The sequence below is a fragment of the Pseudomonas sp. AP42 genome, from assembly GCF_001728935.1.
Lineage (GTDB): Bacteria > Pseudomonadota > Gammaproteobacteria > Pseudomonadales > Pseudomonadaceae > Aquipseudomonas > Aquipseudomonas lactis.
Genome location: NZ_LYSO01000129.1, coordinates 1 through 16,244, shown reverse-complemented (window position 1 = coordinate 16,244; position 16,244 = coordinate 1). Strand labels below are relative to the sequence as shown.

The 16,244-nt window shown below is 60.7% G+C and carries 13 protein-coding genes; 8 read left to right on the top strand and 5 right to left on the bottom strand.

Translation table 11 applies throughout. The annotated features are described in order from the left end of the window. Positions 1-290: 290 nt before the first annotated feature. Positions 291-1,100, bottom strand: coding sequence for a tRNA cyclic N6-threonylcarbamoyladenosine(37) synthase TcdA (gene tcdA / locus A7K61_RS27120; protein WP_371914727.1), 810 nt, complete (start codon positions 1,098-1,100; stop codon positions 291-293). 217 nt (positions 1,101-1,317) lie between these two features. Here tcdA and A7K61_RS27115 point away from each other — a divergent pair, with 217 nt between their 5' ends. The 4 genes from A7K61_RS27115 to A7K61_RS27100 all read left to right on the top strand — a co-directional run bounded on the left by A7K61_RS27115 (position 1,318) and on the right by A7K61_RS27100 (position 6,560). Then, a complete protein-coding gene (locus A7K61_RS27115) occupies positions 1,318-3,909 on the top strand; it encodes a glycosyltransferase (protein WP_044272281.1) in 2,592 nt (863 codons plus the stop codon). A 258-nt stretch (positions 3,910-4,167) separates the two neighbouring features. Beyond that, on the top strand, positions 4,168-5,319 hold the full coding sequence (gene dapE, locus A7K61_RS27110) for a succinyl-diaminopimelate desuccinylase (RefSeq protein ID WP_032893206.1): 1,152 nt from the start codon (positions 4,168-4,170) through the stop codon (positions 5,317-5,319). Further along, entirely contained in the window at positions 5,319-6,128 is an 810-nt protein-coding gene (locus tag A7K61_RS27105; protein ID WP_047712729.1) for a putative RNA methyltransferase, read from the top strand. The genes dapE and A7K61_RS27105 overlap by 1 nt, the downstream gene beginning before the upstream one ends. 54 nt (positions 6,129-6,182) lie before the next feature. Next, positions 6,183-6,560 (top strand): hypothetical protein, encoded by a 378-nt coding sequence (locus tag A7K61_RS27100; protein WP_044272277.1) that lies wholly within the window; start codon positions 6,183-6,185, stop codon positions 6,558-6,560. 145 nt (positions 6,561-6,705) lie between these two features. Here A7K61_RS27100 and A7K61_RS27095 read toward each other — a convergent pair whose 3' ends face one another. Next, positions 6,706-6,915: a cold-shock protein gene (locus A7K61_RS27095; RefSeq protein WP_003189131.1), complete on the bottom strand. Its 210-nt coding sequence runs from the start codon at positions 6,913-6,915 to the stop codon at positions 6,706-6,708. A gap of 181 nt (positions 6,916-7,096) precedes the next feature. Here A7K61_RS27095 and plsB point away from each other — a divergent pair, with 181 nt between their 5' ends. From plsB to A7K61_RS27080, 3 genes are read left to right on the top strand one after another with little or no spacing between them, the layout of a single operon-like run. Then, the gene (gene plsB, locus A7K61_RS27090) at positions 7,097-9,616 is read left to right on the top strand and encodes a glycerol-3-phosphate 1-O-acyltransferase PlsB (protein WP_069558743.1); all 2,520 of its coding nucleotides are present in this window, start codon (positions 7,097-7,099) and stop codon (positions 9,614-9,616) included. Positions 9,617-9,667: 51 nt separating this feature from the next. Continuing rightward, positions 9,668-10,069, top strand: a complete 402-nt coding sequence (locus tag A7K61_RS27085) for a YbaY family lipoprotein (protein ID WP_003189126.1) — start codon at positions 9,668-9,670, stop codon at positions 10,067-10,069. A gap of 27 nt (positions 10,070-10,096) precedes the next feature. Beyond that, the gene (locus A7K61_RS27080; protein ID WP_069558742.1) at positions 10,097-10,786 is read left to right on the top strand and encodes a DUF4197 domain-containing protein; all 690 of its coding nucleotides are present in this window, start codon (positions 10,097-10,099) and stop codon (positions 10,784-10,786) included. An 86-nt stretch (positions 10,787-10,872) separates the two neighbouring features. Here A7K61_RS27080 and A7K61_RS27075 read toward each other — a convergent pair whose 3' ends face one another. The 3 genes from A7K61_RS27075 to A7K61_RS27065 all read right to left on the bottom strand — a co-directional run bounded on the left by A7K61_RS27075 (position 10,873) and on the right by A7K61_RS27065 (position 15,434). Beyond that, positions 10,873-11,124: a hypothetical protein gene (locus A7K61_RS27075; RefSeq protein ID WP_047712727.1), complete on the bottom strand. Its 252-nt coding sequence runs from the start codon at positions 11,122-11,124 to the stop codon at positions 10,873-10,875. Positions 11,125-11,265: 141 nt separating this feature from the next. Next, positions 11,266-14,328 (bottom strand): efflux RND transporter permease subunit, encoded by a 3,063-nt coding sequence (locus A7K61_RS27070; RefSeq protein WP_069558741.1) that lies wholly within the window; start codon positions 14,326-14,328, stop codon positions 11,266-11,268. A gap of 5 nt (positions 14,329-14,333) precedes the next feature. Further along, the gene (locus A7K61_RS27065) at positions 14,334-15,434 is read right to left on the bottom strand and encodes an efflux RND transporter periplasmic adaptor subunit (RefSeq protein WP_069558740.1); all 1,101 of its coding nucleotides are present in this window, start codon (positions 15,432-15,434) and stop codon (positions 14,334-14,336) included. Between the two features lie 93 nt (positions 15,435-15,527). Between A7K61_RS27065 and A7K61_RS27060 the strand changes: the two genes are divergently transcribed. Next, positions 15,528-16,184, top strand: a complete 657-nt coding sequence (locus A7K61_RS27060; protein WP_044272267.1) for a TetR/AcrR family transcriptional regulator — start codon at positions 15,528-15,530, stop codon at positions 16,182-16,184. Positions 16,185-16,244 lie beyond the last annotated feature (60 nt).

Below are 16,244 nucleotides of genomic sequence, written 5' to 3'. Positions count from 1 at the left end.
TCTTTTCCAAAGTGACCCGCTGTCAGAGCGGAACCCTAAGTAGCCGTTACCGCAGCAATGGATATGTACACAATCCAACTGTGTTGACTGCCAAGCCGCCTTCGCGAGCAAGCCCGCTCCCACATTGAGATCGTGGGGTGCCAGGTAGATTGCCGTCGGCTGGCAGGGCTTCATCGCAGGCAAGCCAGCTCCCACATTTGGATCGAGGTGCGTCAGTGAGATCAGCGTCGGCTATCAGGCCGTCACGGGAGCAAGCTCCCACAGTTTGGATCTCTGTCGGGTGGTGAGATCTAGGTGGGTTTGATGCGCTCAGAGGGACGGCGCACTCCCGCCACAATCTTGTCCACAGCCTTGGTCGCCGCCACCATGCCGAACGTGGCCGTGACCATCATCACCGCGCCAAACCCTCCCGCGCAGTCCAGCTTCACACCATCGCCGACAAAGCTCTTCTGCAAACAGATGCTGCCATCAGGCTTGGGATAGCGCAGCTGCTCGGTGGAAAACACGCACGGCACGCTGTAATGACGGGTCACAGTACGCGAGAAGCCATAATCGCGGCGCAAGGTAGAGCGCACTTTCGAGGCCAGCGGGTCATTGAAGGTGCGGTTCAGGTCGCACACCTGGATCAGCGTGGGATCAATCTGCCCGCCGGCGCCGCCGGTGGTGATGATTTGGATCTTGCGGCGCTTGCACCAGGCAATCAGCGCCGCCTTGGCGTTGACCGCGTCGATGCAGTCGATCACGCAGTCGATAGTTGGGGTGATGTACTCGGACATGGTGTCGCGGGTGACGAAGTCTGCCACCGCATGCACGGTGCACTCAGGGTTGATACCGCGCAGGCGCTCGGCCATCACTTCGACCTTGGGCTTGCCCACGGTGCTGTCCAGGGCATGCAACTGGCGGTTGCTGTTGCTGACGCAGACATCGTCCAAGTCAAACAGCGAAATCTCGCCCACCCCACAACGGGCAATCGCTTCCGCCGCCCAGGAACCTACGCCGCCGACGCCGACAATCGCCACATGGGCCGCTTTCAAGCGCTCCAGCCCCTCAAGGCCGTACAAGCGGGCGACGCCTGCAAACCGCGGATCTTCTGTACTCATCATCATTACCCCAAAAACCGGCGCGCATTATAGGGCTACGCCGCGACAAGTTCGACGCTTGCAGCTACAAGTAAAGAACTTAAGCGGACTTTCGCAGACTAACGTCCGGCTTTTCTCTGTCTGCTGTACGCTCAGGGAAGGGCCGGTGTAGGATGCGCGCCGTTCGGCGTAGGCCGACACCTCTTTCGTTCCGCACCCTTTGGAACCCGACATAACCATGGCATCGCGTAAATTTGGACTCAACCTGGTGGTGGTGCTGGCAATTGCCGCGCTGTTCACCGGTTTCTGGGCGCTGATCAACCGCCCGGTCACCGCTCCCAACTGGCCCGATCAGATCTCCGGTTTTTCCTACTCGCCGTTCCAGCAGGGCCAGTATCCGCAGAAAGACCAGTACCCTACCGACGAACAGATGCGTCAGGACCTTGCGATCATGAGCAAGCTGACGGACAACATCCGTACCTACTCGGTGGACGGCCCCCTGGGGGATATTCCCAAGCTGGCCGAAGAGTTCGGCCTGCGCGTGACCCTGGGGATCTGGATCAGCCCGGACCAGGAACGTAACGAGCGGGAGATCCAGCGCGCTATCGAGATCGCCAACACCTCGCGCAGTGTCGTACGCGTAGTGGTGGGTAACGAAGCGTTGTTTCGGGAAGAAATCACCCCTGAAGCCCTGATCGTGCTGCTCGACCGTGTGCGCGCCGCCGTGAAAGTGCCGGTGACGACCTCCGAGCAATGGCACATCTGGGAAAAGAACCCGCAGTTGGCCAAGCACGTCGACCTGATCGCCGCGCACATCCTGCCGTTCTGGGAATACATCCCGATGGACAAGGCCGGCCAGTACGTCCTCGACCGCGCCAAGGATTTGAAGAAAGCCTTCCCGAAAAAGCCCCTGCTGCTGTCGGAAGTGGGCTGGCCGAGCAACGGCCGTATGCGCGGTGGCAATGAATCGTCGCCGGCAGACCAGGCCATTTACCTGCGTACGCTGGTGAACAAGCTCAACCGCCAGGGTTACAACTACTTTGTGATCGAGGCGTTTGACCAGCCGTGGAAGGTCAGCGACGAAGGGTCGGCAGGTGCGTATTGGGGCGTGTTCAACGCCGCGCGCCAGCAGAAATTCAACTTTGACGGCCCAGTGGTGGCGATTCCGCAATGGCGGGTACTGGCCATCGGTTCGGTGGTGCTTGCACTGCTATCGCTGACCCTGTTGATGATCGATGGCTCGGCCCTGCGCCAGCGCGGCCGCACCTTCCTGACCTTTATTGCGTTCCTGTGCGGGTCGGTGCTGGTGTGGATCGGCTATGACTACAGCCAGCAATACAGCACCTGGTTCAGCGTGACCGTTGGCGTGTTGCTCGCGCTCGGCGCCCTGGGTGTGTTTATCGTGTTGCTGACCGAAGCCCACGAACTGGCAGAAGCGGTGTGGACCCACAAGCGCCGACGTGAATTCCTGCCCGTGGAAGGCGACTCGGACTACCGTCCAAAAGTGTCGATCCATGTGCCGTGCTACAACGAGCCACCGGAAATGGTCAAACAGACCCTCGACGCCCTGGCCGCCCTCGATTATCCGGACTACGAAGTCCTGATCATCGACAACAACACCAAGGACCCGGCGGTGTGGGAGCCTGTGCGCGACTACTGCGAAACCCTCGGCCCGCGCTTCAAGTTCTTCCACGTCGCGCCCCTGGCCGGTTTCAAGGGCGGTGCGCTGAACTACTTGATCCCGCACACCGCCAAAGATGCCGAAGTGATCGCGGTGATCGACTCGGACTACTGCGTGTCGCCCAACTGGCTCAAGCACATGGTGCCGCACTTCGCCGACCCGAAAATCGCCGTGGTGCAGTCGCCCCAGGATTACCGCGACCAGAACGAAAGCACCTTCAAGAAGCTCTGCTACGCCGAATACAAAGGCTTCTTCCATATCGGCATGGTCACCCGTAACGACCGCGACGCGATCATCCAGCACGGCACCATGACCATGACCCGCCGCTCGGTGCTTGAAGAGCTGGGCTGGGCCGACTGGTGCATCTGTGAAGACGCCGAGCTGGGCCTGCGCGTGTTCGAAAAAGGCTTGTCGGCGGCGTACTACCACGACAGCTACGGCAAAGGTTTGATGCCGGATACCTTTATCGACTTCAAGAAACAGCGTTTCCGTTGGGCCTATGGCGCGATCCAGATCATCAAGCGCCACACCGCCAGCCTGATACGTGGCAAAGACACCGAGTTGACCCGTGGCCAGCGCTACCACTTCCTCGCCGGCTGGTTGCCGTGGGTGGCCGATGGCATGAACATCTTCTTTACCGTCGGCGCCCTGTTGTGGTCCGCAGCGATGATTATCGTGCCGACCCGAGTCGACCCACCGTTGCTGATTTTCGCGATCCCGCCGTTGGCGTTGTTTGTGTTCAAAGTCGGCAAAATCATCTTCCTCTACCGTCGTGCGGTAGGCGTGAACTTGAAAGATGCGTTCTGCGCGGCGCTGGCCGGGTTGGCGTTGTCCCACACTATCGCCAAGGCGGTGTTGTACGGCTTCTTCACCAGCAGTATTCCGTTCTTTCGTACACCGAAAAACGCGGATAACCACGGCTTCTGGGTGGCGATTTCCGAAGCCCGCGAAGAGATGTTCATCATGCTGCTGCTGTGGGGCGCGGCGCTGGGGATTTACCTGGTGCAAGGCCTGCCGAGCAATGACATTCGCTTCTGGGTGGTGATGTTGCTGGTGCAGTCGCTGCCGTATGTGGCGGCGCTGATCATGGCGTTCTTGTCGTCGCTGCCCAAACCTTCGGCGGCGCCCGAGGCCGCACCGGCGGCGTAAAAAGTCACGCAATGCACTAAACGGCGGCCCTTGGCCGCCGTTTTGCTATAAGATAACGGCCGTTTGTGAGATCCAGGCAGGCACTGATTACCCCTTGTGGGAGCGGGCTTGCTCGCGAATGCGGTGGGCCAGTCAAAGGTACTGTGACTGGCCCACCGCATTCGCGAGCAAGCCCGCTCCCACATTGGATCTGTGACGTTTCAAGTTCTGTGTTCAACATTCGCCCTGCGCCCACCACACGCTTTCCGGAGTTCCCCCATGACGGCCCATGCCGACCTTTCGCCGACCCTTCAACTGGCCATCGACCTGATCCGTCGCCCGTCGGTCACGCCGATCGATGCCGATTGCCAGAAGCTGATGATGCAGCGCCTGGGCGATGCCGGTTTTGCGCTTGAACCGATGCGCATTGAAGACGTGGATAACTTCTGGGCCACCCACGGCAAGCACGAAGGCCCGGTGCTGTGCTTTGCCGGTCATACCGACGTGGTGCCGACCGGTCCGGTACAGGCCTGGCAGAACGACCCGTTCGACGCGTTGATCGATGACAACGGCATGCTCTGTGGCCGTGGCGCGGCGGACATGAAAGGCAGCCTGGCGGCGATGCTGGTGGCGGCGGAACGTTTCGTCAGCGACTACCCGGACCACAAGGGTTCGGTCGCCTTCCTGATCACCAGCGACGAAGAAGGCCCGGCGCACCATGGCACCAAGGCCGTGATCGAACGCCTGGCCGCACGCAAGGAGCGCCTGGACTGGTGCATCGTCGGCGAACCGTCGAGCACCAGCCTGGTGGGCGACGTGGTCAAGAACGGCCGCCGTGGCTCCCTCGGCGCCACCTTGACCGTGCGCGGTGTACAGGGCCACGTGGCTTACCCGCACCTGGCGAAGAACCCGATCCACCTGGCCGCACCGGCCCTGGCCGAACTTGCCGCCGAACATTGGGATGACGGCAACACCTTCTTCCCGCCGACCAGCTTTCAGATTTCCAACCTCAACTCCGGTACCGGCGCCACCAACGTGATCCCCGGCGACCTGACGGCGGTGTTCAACTTCCGTTTTTCCACCGAGTCCACCGTCGAGGGCCTGCAACAACGGGTCGCGGCCATTCTCGACAAGCATGGCCTGGACTGGCATGTGGAATGGGCGCTGTCGGGCCTGCCGTTCCTCACCGAGCCAGGCGCTCTGCTGGATGCGGTGTCGGCCAGCATTCTGGCGATCACCGGGCGCGAGACCAAGGCATCCACCAGCGGCGGCACCTCCGATGGCCGCTTCATTGCGACGCTGGGCACCCAGGTGGTCGAACTGGGGCCGGTCAACGCGACGATCCACCAGGTCAACGAACGCATCCTGGCCAGCGACCTCGATGTGCTGACCGAAATCTACTACCAGACCCTGATCAAGTTGCTCGCCTGATGCTTGCCTGCCCCATTTGCAGCGCGCCGCTCAATACCGTGGACAATGGCGTGGCGTGCCCGACCGGGCACCGCTTCGACCGCGCACGCCAGGGTTACCTGAACCTGTTGCCGGTGCAGCACAAGAACAGCCGCGACCCGGGCGACAACTTGGCTATGGTCGAGGCGCGTCGCGACTTCCTCAACGCCGGGCACTATGCGCCAGTGGCCAAGCGCCTGGCCGAACTGGCCGCCGAGCGCGCACCACAGCGCTGGGTGGACATTGGCTGTGGCGAGGGTTACTACACCGCGCAAATCGCCCAGGCCCTGCCAGATGCCGATGGCTATGCGCTGGATATCTCCAAGGAAGCGGTCAAGCGCGCATGCAAACGCAACCCGGCGCTGACCTGGTTGATCGCCAGCATGGCCCGCGTGCCATTGGCCGACGCCAGCTGCCAGTTCCTCGCCAGTGTGTTCAGCCCGCTGGACTGGCAGGAAGCCAAGCGCCTGCTCAGCCCCGGCGGCGGCTTGATGAAAGTCGGCCCCACCAGCGGCCACTTGATGGAACTGCGCGAGCGCCTGTACGACGAAGTGCGCGAGTACACCGACGACAAACACCTGGCCCTGGTGCCGGATGGCATGAGCCTGGCGCACACTGAGACCCTGGCATTCACCCTGAGCCTGGCCGAGCCCAAGGATCGCGCCAACCTGCTGGCGATGACGCCCCACGGCTGGCGGGCCAGTGCCGAGCGCCGCCACGAGGTGATTGAGGCGGCTGAGCCGCTGCAGGTCACGGTGTCGATGCGCTACGATTATTTCGTGCTTCAATGACCGACTTTCACCCATCCGCGAATGGATTTTCGAATCCCGCAACGAGGAACATCCATGCGCCAACCTGATATTGAAATTTACCTGAAGGACGCCGACGTCGATCACAAGGCCATCGCCGCCTGGCTGGGCGCCGCCCTGGGCCCGTGCACCGACTGGGTCCAGAAAGGCCAAACCTACAAGTGCAAGGCTGGCAACGTGCCGGTTACCTGGCTGCCCAAGGCTGTGGGTAAATGGAACAGTCTTTACCTGGAAAGCGACCAGACCCCGTGGGACGACGACATCGCCTGCGCCCGCGCCGCGTTTGCCGCGCTGAATGTCGAAGTGCGCTGCGCACCGGGCACCTGGGTTGAGGAAGAGGGTGAAGAAAGCGCTGATCGCTGGATCCGCATCAGCGCAGATGGTGAAGAAGAGATCACTTGGAAAACTGCATAACCTCCAAAGTGTGAACACAATCAAAATGTGGGAGCGGGCTTGCTCGCGAAAGCGGTGGATCAGTCGACATCTCTAGTGACTGACAAAGCGCTTTCGCGAGCAAGCCCGCTCCCACATGGGTTCAGCGTCGTTGCTTAGGGCTGGCTCAAAGGCCCACCACATCCTCCGCCTGCAAGCCCTTCTCGCCGGTCACCACGGCGTATTCCACCTGCTGGCCTTCGGCCAACGAGCGGTGGCCTTCCCCGCGAATGGCGCGGTAGTGCACAAACACATCCTTGCCATCTTCACGCTGGATAAAGCCGTAGCCCTTTGCATCGTTGAACCATTTCACATTGCCGGTTTCACGCGTTGTCATCTGTTCACTCCCACTGGTTTTTTTATTGTTGAGTCGCTCGCATTGAACTGCCGAGTATAAGACAGGCTCAAAAACCATCAACTCAACTTTACATCGCTGCTTTTTTGCCGATTTTCGGCGAATACGGCACACTACCCGCCCGAGCGCCTGCTCGGTTTTTTCCACTTGAAGCAGTTCGCCTATGACCCGCTCCCCGTTCCGCCGTCTGGTGTTTGGCACCTTGCGCCGACTGTTGTACCTCTGGGTTCGCTCGGAGACGATCAACCAGTCGTCCCTCACCCTTAACCTGGACCGCAGCCGGCCGGTTTTCTACGTCCTGCAATCACCTTCCCTCACCGAGTTGGCGGTGGTCGATGCCGAGTGCACCAAGGCCGGCCTGCCGCGCCCGGTGCTGCCGGTGTCGGTAGGGCCGTTGATGGAGCCTGCGGCGTTCTTCTATCTCACGCCGGATCCGGATTGGCTCGGGCGCCAAGACAAGCGTGGCGCGCCGCCCACCTTGACGCGCCTGGTCAATACCCTCACCGAACACGCCGAAGAGAATGCACAAATCATTCCGGTCAGCGTGTTCTGGGGCCAATCCCCCGAAAGCGAGTCCAGCCCGTGGAAGCTGTTATTCGCCGACAGTTGGGCAGTCACCGGGCGCCTACGCCGGTTGTTGAGCATCCTGATCCTGGGGCGCAAGACCCGCGTGCAATTCTCCGCGCCTATCAACCTGCGTGAATTGATCGAGCACAATAAAGGCCACGAACGCACCGTACGCATGGCCCAGCGCATCCTGCGTGTGCACTTTCGTAACCTGAAGACGGCGGTGATCGGCCCCGACCTGTCCCACCGGCGTAATCTAGTCAAAGGCCTGGTGAATATGCCGCTGGTGCGCCAAGCCATTGCGGATGAAGCCGAACGCGAAAAGATCGCCCCGGAAAAAGCCAAGGCCCTGGCCCTGCGCTATGGCAACGAGATTGCCTCGGACTACACCTACACCGCGATCCGCTTCCTGGAAGTGGTATTGAGCTGGTTCTGGAACAAGATCTACGACGGCATCAAGGTCAATAACATCGAAGGCGTGCAAAAGGTGGCCCAGGGCTACGAGGTGATCTACGTGCCTTGCCACCGCAGCCATATCGACTACCTGCTGTTGTCCTACCTGCTGTTCAAGAACGGCCTGACCCCGCCGCACATCGCCGCCGGCATCAACCTCAACATGCCTGTGATCGGCAGCCTGCTGCGCCGTGGTGGTGCGTTTTTCATGCGCCGTACCTTCAAGGGCAACCCGTTGTACACCTCGGTGTTCAACGAATACCTGCATACCCTGTTTACCAAGGGTTTCCCGGTGGAGTACTTCGTCGAAGGCGGCCGCTCGCGCACCGGGCGCATGCTGCAACCGAAAACCGGCATGCTGGCGATCACCTTGCGCAGCTTCCTGCGTTCCTCGCGCATGCCCATCGTGTTCGTGCCGGTGTATATCGGCTATGAGCGCGTGCTCGAAGGCCGCACTTACCTGGGCGAACTGCGTGGCGCGAGCAAGAAGAAAGAGTCGATCTTCGATATTTTCAAAGTGGTCGGCGCGCTCAAGCAGCGCTTCGGCCAAGTGGCAGTCAACTTCGGCGAGCCGATCAAGCTGGCAGAATTCCTCGACGCCGAACAACCGGACTGGCGCGCCCAGGAACTGGGGCCGAACTACAAACCGGCTTGGCTCAACGAAACCACCAATCGCCTCGGCGAACAGGTGGCGCGTCATTTGAACGAAGCCGCTGCGGTGAACCCGGTGAACCTGGTGGCGCTGGCCCTGCTGTCCACCACCCGCCTGGCCCTGGATGAACAGGCCATGGCCCGCCAGCTGGACCTGTACCTGGCGCTGTTGCGTCGTGTGCCCTACTCGCCCCATACCACTTTGCCGGAGGGCGATGGCCTGGCGCTGATCAAGCACGTCAAGGACATGAACCTGTTGTCGGAGCAGAGCGACGCCCTGGGAAAAATCGTTTATCTGGATGAGCAGAATGCCGTCCTGATGACCTACTACCGCAACAATGTGCTGCACATCTTCGCCCTGCCGGCCTTGCTGGCGAGCTTCTTCCAGAGCAGTTCGCGCATGACCCGCGAACAGATCCTGCGCTACACCCACGCGCTCTACCCATACCTGCAATCGGAGCTGTTTATCCGTTGGTCGCTGGAAGACCTGGACAGCGTGGTCGACCAGTGGCTGGACGCCTTCGTCGAACAAGGCCTGCTGCGCTTCGAAAACGCCGTGTACCTGCGCCCGGCGCCGAGTTCGCGGCACTTTGTGCTGCTGACGTTGCTGTCCAAGAGCATCGCCCAGACCCTGCAACGCTTCTACATGGCGATCTCGTTGCTGCTCAACAGCGGCCAGAACAGCATCAGCGCCGAGGAGCTGGAAGACCTGTGCACGATCATGGCCCAGCGCCTGTCGATCCTGCACGGCCTCAACGCTCCGGAGTTCTTCGACAAGAGTCTTTTCCGACATTTTATTCAGACGTTGCTGGAGCAAGATGTGCTGCGCCGCGATGAAGCCGGCAAGCTGGGTTATCACGACCTGCTCGGCGAACTGGCCGAAGGCGCGGCCAAACGTGTGCTGCCGGCGGATATTCGCCTGTCGATCCGCCAGGTCGCCTTGCACCGTGTGGACGGTGCGGCCGAGGCCGTCGCCGAACCGGTTGCCGTGACCCCTGAAGAAAACCGCTAGATTGAATGAGGCGCCGGGCGGATTCCGGCGCCGTTGAAAAGGAGTTGCACCGTGAAAAAACTCATCCTCCTGGGCCTGACCGCCCTGCTCGGAGCCTGCCACTCGATGGCTCCAACCCCGAAGGCTAGCCTGGACGGCGAAGTGTTCTACCTGCAACGCATCGCCCTGCCGCCAGCCGCCACCTTGAGTGTCAGCCTGCAGGACGTGTCCCTGATGGACGCACCGGCCGTGACCCTCGCCGAGCAGAAAGGCCCGGTCAAAGGCCAGGTGCCGCTGCCGTTTCACCTGAGCTATGACCCGGCCCAGGTCAAACCGGGCCACACCTATTCGGTCAGCGCTCGCATCGAGCTGGACGGCAAGCTACTGTTTATCACCACCGAGCGGCACACCGTGCAGCTCAATGGCCAGGACCCACAACCGCTGCGCCTGCGCGTAGATGCGGCGGCACACTGATCATTCCCACTTCATAAGGAAGCGCCCATGCTCCGCAAATCTCTTCGCCTCACCGCCCTGTGTGCTGGCTTGCTGTTCGGCGCCAATGCCATGGCCCTGGACCTTGGCAGCCTGTCCCAGGGCGACGCCAGCGGCGGCCTCAAGGATGCCTTGACCCAAGGTGCACAGATTGCTGTGAAACAACTCGGAACGCCCGGTGGTTTCAGCAATAACCCGGACGTGAAGATCGGCCTGCCAGGCAAGCTCGGTAAGGTCGCCGACAAGCTGAAAATGTTCGGCATGGGTGACCAGGTCACGCAGCTGGAAACCAGCATGAACAAGGCGGCAGAAACCGCCGTGACCCAGGCCCAGCCGATTCTGGTCAACGCCGTGAAGAACATGAGCGTGACCGATGCCAAGGGCATTCTCAGCGGTGGCCAGGACTTCGCCACCCAGTACCTGAACAAAAGCAGCCGTGAAGAAATTCGCGCCAAGTTCCTGCCTATCGTCAAGGCTGCCACCGACAAAGTCGGCGTGGCCCAGCAGTACAATGCCCTGGCCGGCAAGGCCGCGGCCTTTGGCGCTGTGGATGCCAAGAGCGCCAACGTCGAGAACTACGTGACCGAGCAAGCGCTGGATGGCTTGTTCAAGATGATCGCGCAGCAGGAAGAAACCATCCGCAAGAACCCGGCGGCAGCTGCCACCAGCTTGGCCAAGAAGGTGTTTGGGGCGCTGTAAGCCCACGCCAGCAACTGAACCTGACGCGGCAAACACTCTGCGGATACAGAGTGTTTGCAATGGCTCAAAAGCGGCAATCAGCGCATTCAACGGCCGATTTGAGTATTGGTGTTCGCGTTGCTATTCACGTTGTTGTTCGCGTTGGCAACACTGTTGTTAATCGTGATATTACTGCTGGGCTGGGGAAGATCGTATTTGAACGATTTGAGCGCGTCGGAAAGCTCACGCCGACCGACGGAGTCATTATGGGAATGTTTGGCGCAAGCGCCGCCCATCTGACCGCCGCCCAGCATCATGCCGATCCCCGAGTAAAAGTTACCCAATGCTTGTAGGAGCATATCTATTTCGCCTCTATGAACGTTCTGGAAACGTTATCCCGGTGATAAAAACCACCGGATAACGTACCTGCGAACAGGTAACCCTGTGTGGCAAGCCTTGAAAAATGGTTCCCACCGGGCCTGCCAAAAACGCTCACTGATCTACTCCTCCTTCCTGATTCTGAACCACGCCGCGTACAACGCTGGCAGGAACAACAGCGTCAACGCCGTTGCCACAATCAACCCGCCCATGATCGCCACGGCCATAGGCCCGAAGAACACACTGCGTGACAACGGAATCATCGCCAACACCGCTGCCAACGCCGTCAGCACAATCGGGCGAAAGCGTCGGACCGTGGCTTCGATGATTGCCTGCCAAGGTGCCAGGCCAGCCTTGATGTCTTGTTCGATCTGGTCCACCAGAATCACCGAGTTACGCATGATCATCCCCGACAGCGCGATGGTGCCGAGCATGGCGACGAAACCGAAGGGTTGGCGGAACACCAGCAGGAACAAGGTCACGCCGATCAGCCCCAAAGGCGCGGTGAGAAAGACCATCGCCGTGCGCGAGAAGCTGCGCAGTTGCAGCATCAGCAAGGTCAGCACTACCACGATAAACAGCGGCACGCCGGCCTTCACCGAGTTTTGCCCACGGGCAGAATCTTCCACCGTACCGCCCACTTCCAAGAGGTAGCCGTCCGGCAGTTCGGCACGCACATCGGCGAGCGTCGGCAGGATCTGCTGCACGAGGGTCGCCGGCTGTTCCTTGCCATAGATGTCGGCCCGCACAGTCACCGTGGGCAAGCGATTGCGATGCCAGATGATGCCCTCTTCGAATCCATATTCGAGGGTGGCAATTTGCGACAGCGCCACGCTTTTACCATTGTCGGTGGGCACGGCAAGGCTCGGCAGGCGCGACAGTTCGCTACGCTCATGCACGGTGCCGCGCAGGAGGATCTCGATCAATTCGTTGTCCTCCCGGTACTGGCTGACGCTGGAACCGGTCAGGGAGCTCTGCAGGAATTTCGACAGGTTGGCGGTGCTCACACCCAGGGCGCGTGCACGGTCCTGGTCGATATTCAGGTACACGATTTTGCTCGGTTCTTCCCAGTCCAGATGCACGTTGACCACATGGGTATTTTCGCGAACCTTGGCCGCCACTTTGCGCGCCAGCGCACGGACTTCTTCGATGTGCTCGCCCGTCACGCGAAACTGCACCGGGTAGCCTACGGGCGGGCCGTTCTCCAGGCGCGTCACGCGCGAACGCAAGTCGGGGAATTGCTCGTTGAGGGTTTCGATCAGCCAGGTGCGCAGGCTTTCACGCTCCTCGATGGTATGAGCCAGCACCACAAACTGGGCGAAGCTGGCAGCGGGCAATTGCTGGTCCAATGGCAGGTAAAACCGCGGCGAGCCGGTGCCCGCGTAGGCGACATAGTTGTTGATGCCGGCATGCTCCTTGAGCAACGCTTCCAGGCGCTTGACCTGCTCGGCGGTGTTGCTCAGGGAAGCGCCTTCGGCCAGTTTCAGGTCGACCATCAACTCCAGGCGACCGGAAGCCGGGAAGAACTGTTGCGGCACGAAGCGGAACAGCGCAACCGAGCCGATAAACAGCAGCAAAGTCAGCACGATCACGGTTTTACGCCGCCGCACGCACCACTCCACCAAACGTCTTACCCGCTGATAGAAAGGTGTGCCGTAAGGATCTGGACCGTCGGTGCCGTGCTTGGCGGCGTGAATCTTCGCCAGGTCGGGCAGGAGTTTTTCTCCCAGGTACGGCACAAACACCACGGCCGCCACCCAGGAGGCCAGCAGTGCGATGGTCACGACCTGGAAGATCGAGCGGGTGTATTCGCCGGTGCTCGATTGCGCGGTGGCAATCGGCAAGAAGCCCGCCGCCGTGATCAGGGTGCCGGTGAGCATGGGGAATGCGGTGCTGGTCCAGGCGAAACTCGCGGCTTTGAGGCGGTCGTAGCCCTGCTCCATTTTGATCGCCATCATTTCCACGGCGATGATCGCGTCGTCTACCAGCAAGCCCAAGGCCAGGACCAAGGCGCCAAGGGAAATCTTGTGCAGGCCGATGCCCAGGTAATACATGGTGGCAAAGGTCATCGCCAGTACCAGCGGAATCGCCAGGGCGACGACCATGCCGGTGCGCACGCCGAGGGAGAAAAAGCTCACCAGCAAAACAATCGCCAACGCTTCAGCCAGCACCTGGACGAATTCGCCGACGCTGGTCTTCACGGCTGCCGGTTGGTCCGATACTTTGCGCAGCTCCATTCCTGCCGGAAGGTTCTTTTGCAGGCGTGCGAATTGCGCTTCAAGGGCCTTGCCCAGTACGAGGATGTCGCCACCGTCGCGCATGGCCACGGCCAGGCCGATGGCATCTGCGCCCATGTAGCGCATACGCGGTGCTGGTGGGTCGTTGAAGCCTCGATGGATGTCAGCTACATCACCGATGCGCAAGGTGCGATCACCCACGCGGATCGGAAAGTTGCGGATCTCCTCCACCGTCTTGAAGTTGCCTGAAACGCGCAGTTGCACGCGCTCGGTGGGGGTTTCAAAGAAACCGGCGGTGGACACCGCATTTTGTTCCTGCAACGCCTGCTGTACGGCAGCCAGAGGCAAGCCGAGGGTGGCGAGCTTGAGGTTGGACAGCTCGATCCAGATCTTCTCATCCTGCAAGCCGAGCAGCTCGACCTTGCCCACATCCGGCACCCGTTGCAGCTGGATCTGGATGCGGTCGGCGTAGTCCTTGAGCACGGCATAGTCAAAGCCGTCGCCGGTCAGGGCGTAGATATTGCCGAAGGTGGTGCCGAACTCGTCGTTGAAAAACGGCCCCTGGATATCCGGCGGCAAGGTGTGGCGGATGTCGCTGATTTTCTTGCGCACCTGGTACCACAGCTCGGGAATCTGCGCCGAACGCATCGAATCACGGGCAATAAAGGTGACCTGGGATTCACCCGGCCGCGAGAACGACACGATGCGCTCGTACTCACCGGTCTCCATGAGTTTTTTCTCGATGCGCTCGGTGACCTGGCGCGAAACCTCCTGGGCCGTGGCCCCGGGCCAGTTGGTCTTGATCACCATGGCCTTGAAGGTAAACGGCGGGTCTTCGCTTTGCCCCAGCTTGGTGTAGGACAAGGTGCCAACCACGGCCAGCAGGATCATCAGGAACAGTACGATCTGGCGATTACGCAACGCCCATTCGGAAAGATTGAAACCCATGGGGACTACTCCTTGGCCGCCAGATTCACTACACGGTTGGAGCGATCCACCGGGCGCACTGACTGGCCCTCATGGAGCACATGCACGCCTGCGGCCACCACCCAATCGGTGGCGGCCAAGCCTTCGAGCACCGGGACGGTTTTTTCGCCAAACGCACCAATGCGTACAGGGGTGCGTTCAAGGGTGTTGTCCGGTTTTACACGCCAAACGTAGGACGCACCGTTCTCGGCACTCAAGGCAGACAGCGGTACCGATAGGGGAATGACACCCTCGGCCTGGATGAAAACCCGTGCGCTTTGGCCCAGTTCGGCGGGCACTTTGCCGCCGGTGAAGGCTACGCGCGCGGCGAAGGTGCGAGACTTGGGGTCGGCGGCAGGAGACAGTTCACGAATGCGCCCGGCGAAGCGTTGCTCTGGCTGGCTCCACAACTCCACCGACACCGGCTGGCCGATCTTGAAGCGGCCAAAGCCCTGCTCGGGCAGGCTGATCAAGACTTCACGCTCGCCATCGGTGGCCAGGGTGAACACCGTCTGGCCAGCGGAAACCACCTGCCCCACCTCGACGGCACGCTTGGCGACTACCCCATCCTGAGGCGCACGCAGCACGGCGTAGCCGGCCTGATTGCTGGACACATCGAACTCGGCCTTGATCTGCTTCAGGCGTGCTTCACCGGCTCGGTAGAGGTTTTCGGAATTGTCGTACTGCGACCGACTGACCATCTGACGATCCATCAAGGTCTTGTAGCGATCCCGCTCCGCACGTACCAGGCTCAGATTGGCCTGGGCGGCGGCCACTTGGGCACGGGTGGCTTCCAACTGCAGGCGCACGTCCTGAGGGTCGAGTTCGGCCAGCGGCTGGTTGGCCTTGACCCGCTCGCCCTCCTCCACCAGGCGCTTGCTGACTTTACCGCCGATGCGAAAGGCCAGGTCCGGCTCATAACGCGCACGCACCTCACCCGGGTAGCTGTCCATCGCCTGCGCCGAAGGCTGCGGTTGCACCACCATGGCCGGGCGCACGGTGGTCTGGGCCGCTTCTTCATGGCCGCAAGCGGCCAACAGGAAGATCAGGCTGACAGGCAAAGCAAGGGGCAGGAAAGCGCTGCGCATGCTGAAGGACCTTTCGCAAATAGAGCTTGGAATAATTATACTGGCCGGTATGTTATTAATACCAAACTCACCAGTCCAGTATTAAAGGTGAAAATGTCCGACAATCCTCTGAACACCGTAAGCCCCGGGCGCCCCAAGGACATGGCAAAACGCCAGGCAATCCTCGAATCGGCAAAATCGCTGTTCTTGGGCAAGGGCTATGCAAACACCAGCATGGACGCCGTTGCCCTGGCGGCCGGCGTATCGAAACTCACGGTCTACAGCCACTTCACCGACAAGGAGACGCTGTTCACCGCGGCGGTGGTGGCCAAATGCGAAGAGCAATTGCCGGTGATGTACTTCGAGCTCCCCGAAGGCATGCCCGTCGAGACGGTGCTGCTTAACATCGCCCGCGGCTTTCATCGACTGATCAACAGCGAAGAGTCGGTAAACCTGCATCGCCTGATGATGACCACCGGTAATCAGGACGTGAAACTCTCCCAAATCTTCTTCAACGCCGGCCCCATGCGCATGCTGCAAGGCATGGAGCGCCTGCTCGGCAAGATTCACCAGAGCGGCGCCTTGAGTATCGACACACCGTTGAAGGCCGCCGAACACTTCTTTTGCCTGCTCAAAGGCACGGCGAACTTTCGTTTGTTGTATGGCTGCGGCGGACAATTGAGTGCGCAAGAGGCCGAGGAGCATGTGCAGGACGTGGTGAGGTTGTTTATGCGGGCCTATCGCAGCCAGGGTTCAGAAACACCTAAGTAAGTTGCACCAACCGACAGTAACCACGATGCGAAGCGAGTCGCTCTTGATCTTGCTCTTGAT

Bases quoted from the DNA above. Each gene is read 5' to 3' on its own strand.
- tcdA (WP_371914727.1), bottom strand. From the start codon at position 1,100: ATGAGTACAGAAGATCCGCGGTTTGCAGGCGTCGCCCGCTTGTACGGC.
- A7K61_RS27115 (WP_044272281.1), top strand. From the start codon at position 1,318: ATGGCATCGCGTAAATTTGGACTCAACCTGGTGGTGGTGCTGGCAATT.
- dapE (WP_032893206.1), top strand. From the start codon at position 4,168: ATGACGGCCCATGCCGACCTTTCGCCGACCCTTCAACTGGCCATCGAC.
- A7K61_RS27105 (WP_047712729.1), top strand. From the start codon at position 5,319: ATGCTTGCCTGCCCCATTTGCAGCGCGCCGCTCAATACCGTGGACAAT.
- A7K61_RS27100 (WP_044272277.1), top strand. From the start codon at position 6,183: ATGCGCCAACCTGATATTGAAATTTACCTGAAGGACGCCGACGTCGAT.
- A7K61_RS27095 (WP_003189131.1), bottom strand. From the start codon at position 6,915: ATGACAACGCGTGAAACCGGCAATGTGAAATGGTTCAACGATGCAAAG.
- plsB (WP_069558743.1), top strand. From the start codon at position 7,097: ATGACCCGCTCCCCGTTCCGCCGTCTGGTGTTTGGCACCTTGCGCCGA.
- A7K61_RS27080 (WP_069558742.1), top strand. From the start codon at position 10,097: ATGCTCCGCAAATCTCTTCGCCTCACCGCCCTGTGTGCTGGCTTGCTG.
- A7K61_RS27075 (WP_047712727.1), bottom strand. From the start codon at position 11,124: ATGCTCCTACAAGCATTGGGTAACTTTTACTCGGGGATCGGCATGATG.
- A7K61_RS27070 (WP_069558741.1), bottom strand. From the start codon at position 14,328: ATGGGTTTCAATCTTTCCGAATGGGCGTTGCGTAATCGCCAGATCGTA.
- A7K61_RS27065 (WP_069558740.1), bottom strand. From the start codon at position 15,434: ATGCGCAGCGCTTTCCTGCCCCTTGCTTTGCCTGTCAGCCTGATCTTC.
- A7K61_RS27060 (WP_044272267.1), top strand. From the start codon at position 15,528: ATGTCCGACAATCCTCTGAACACCGTAAGCCCCGGGCGCCCCAAGGAC.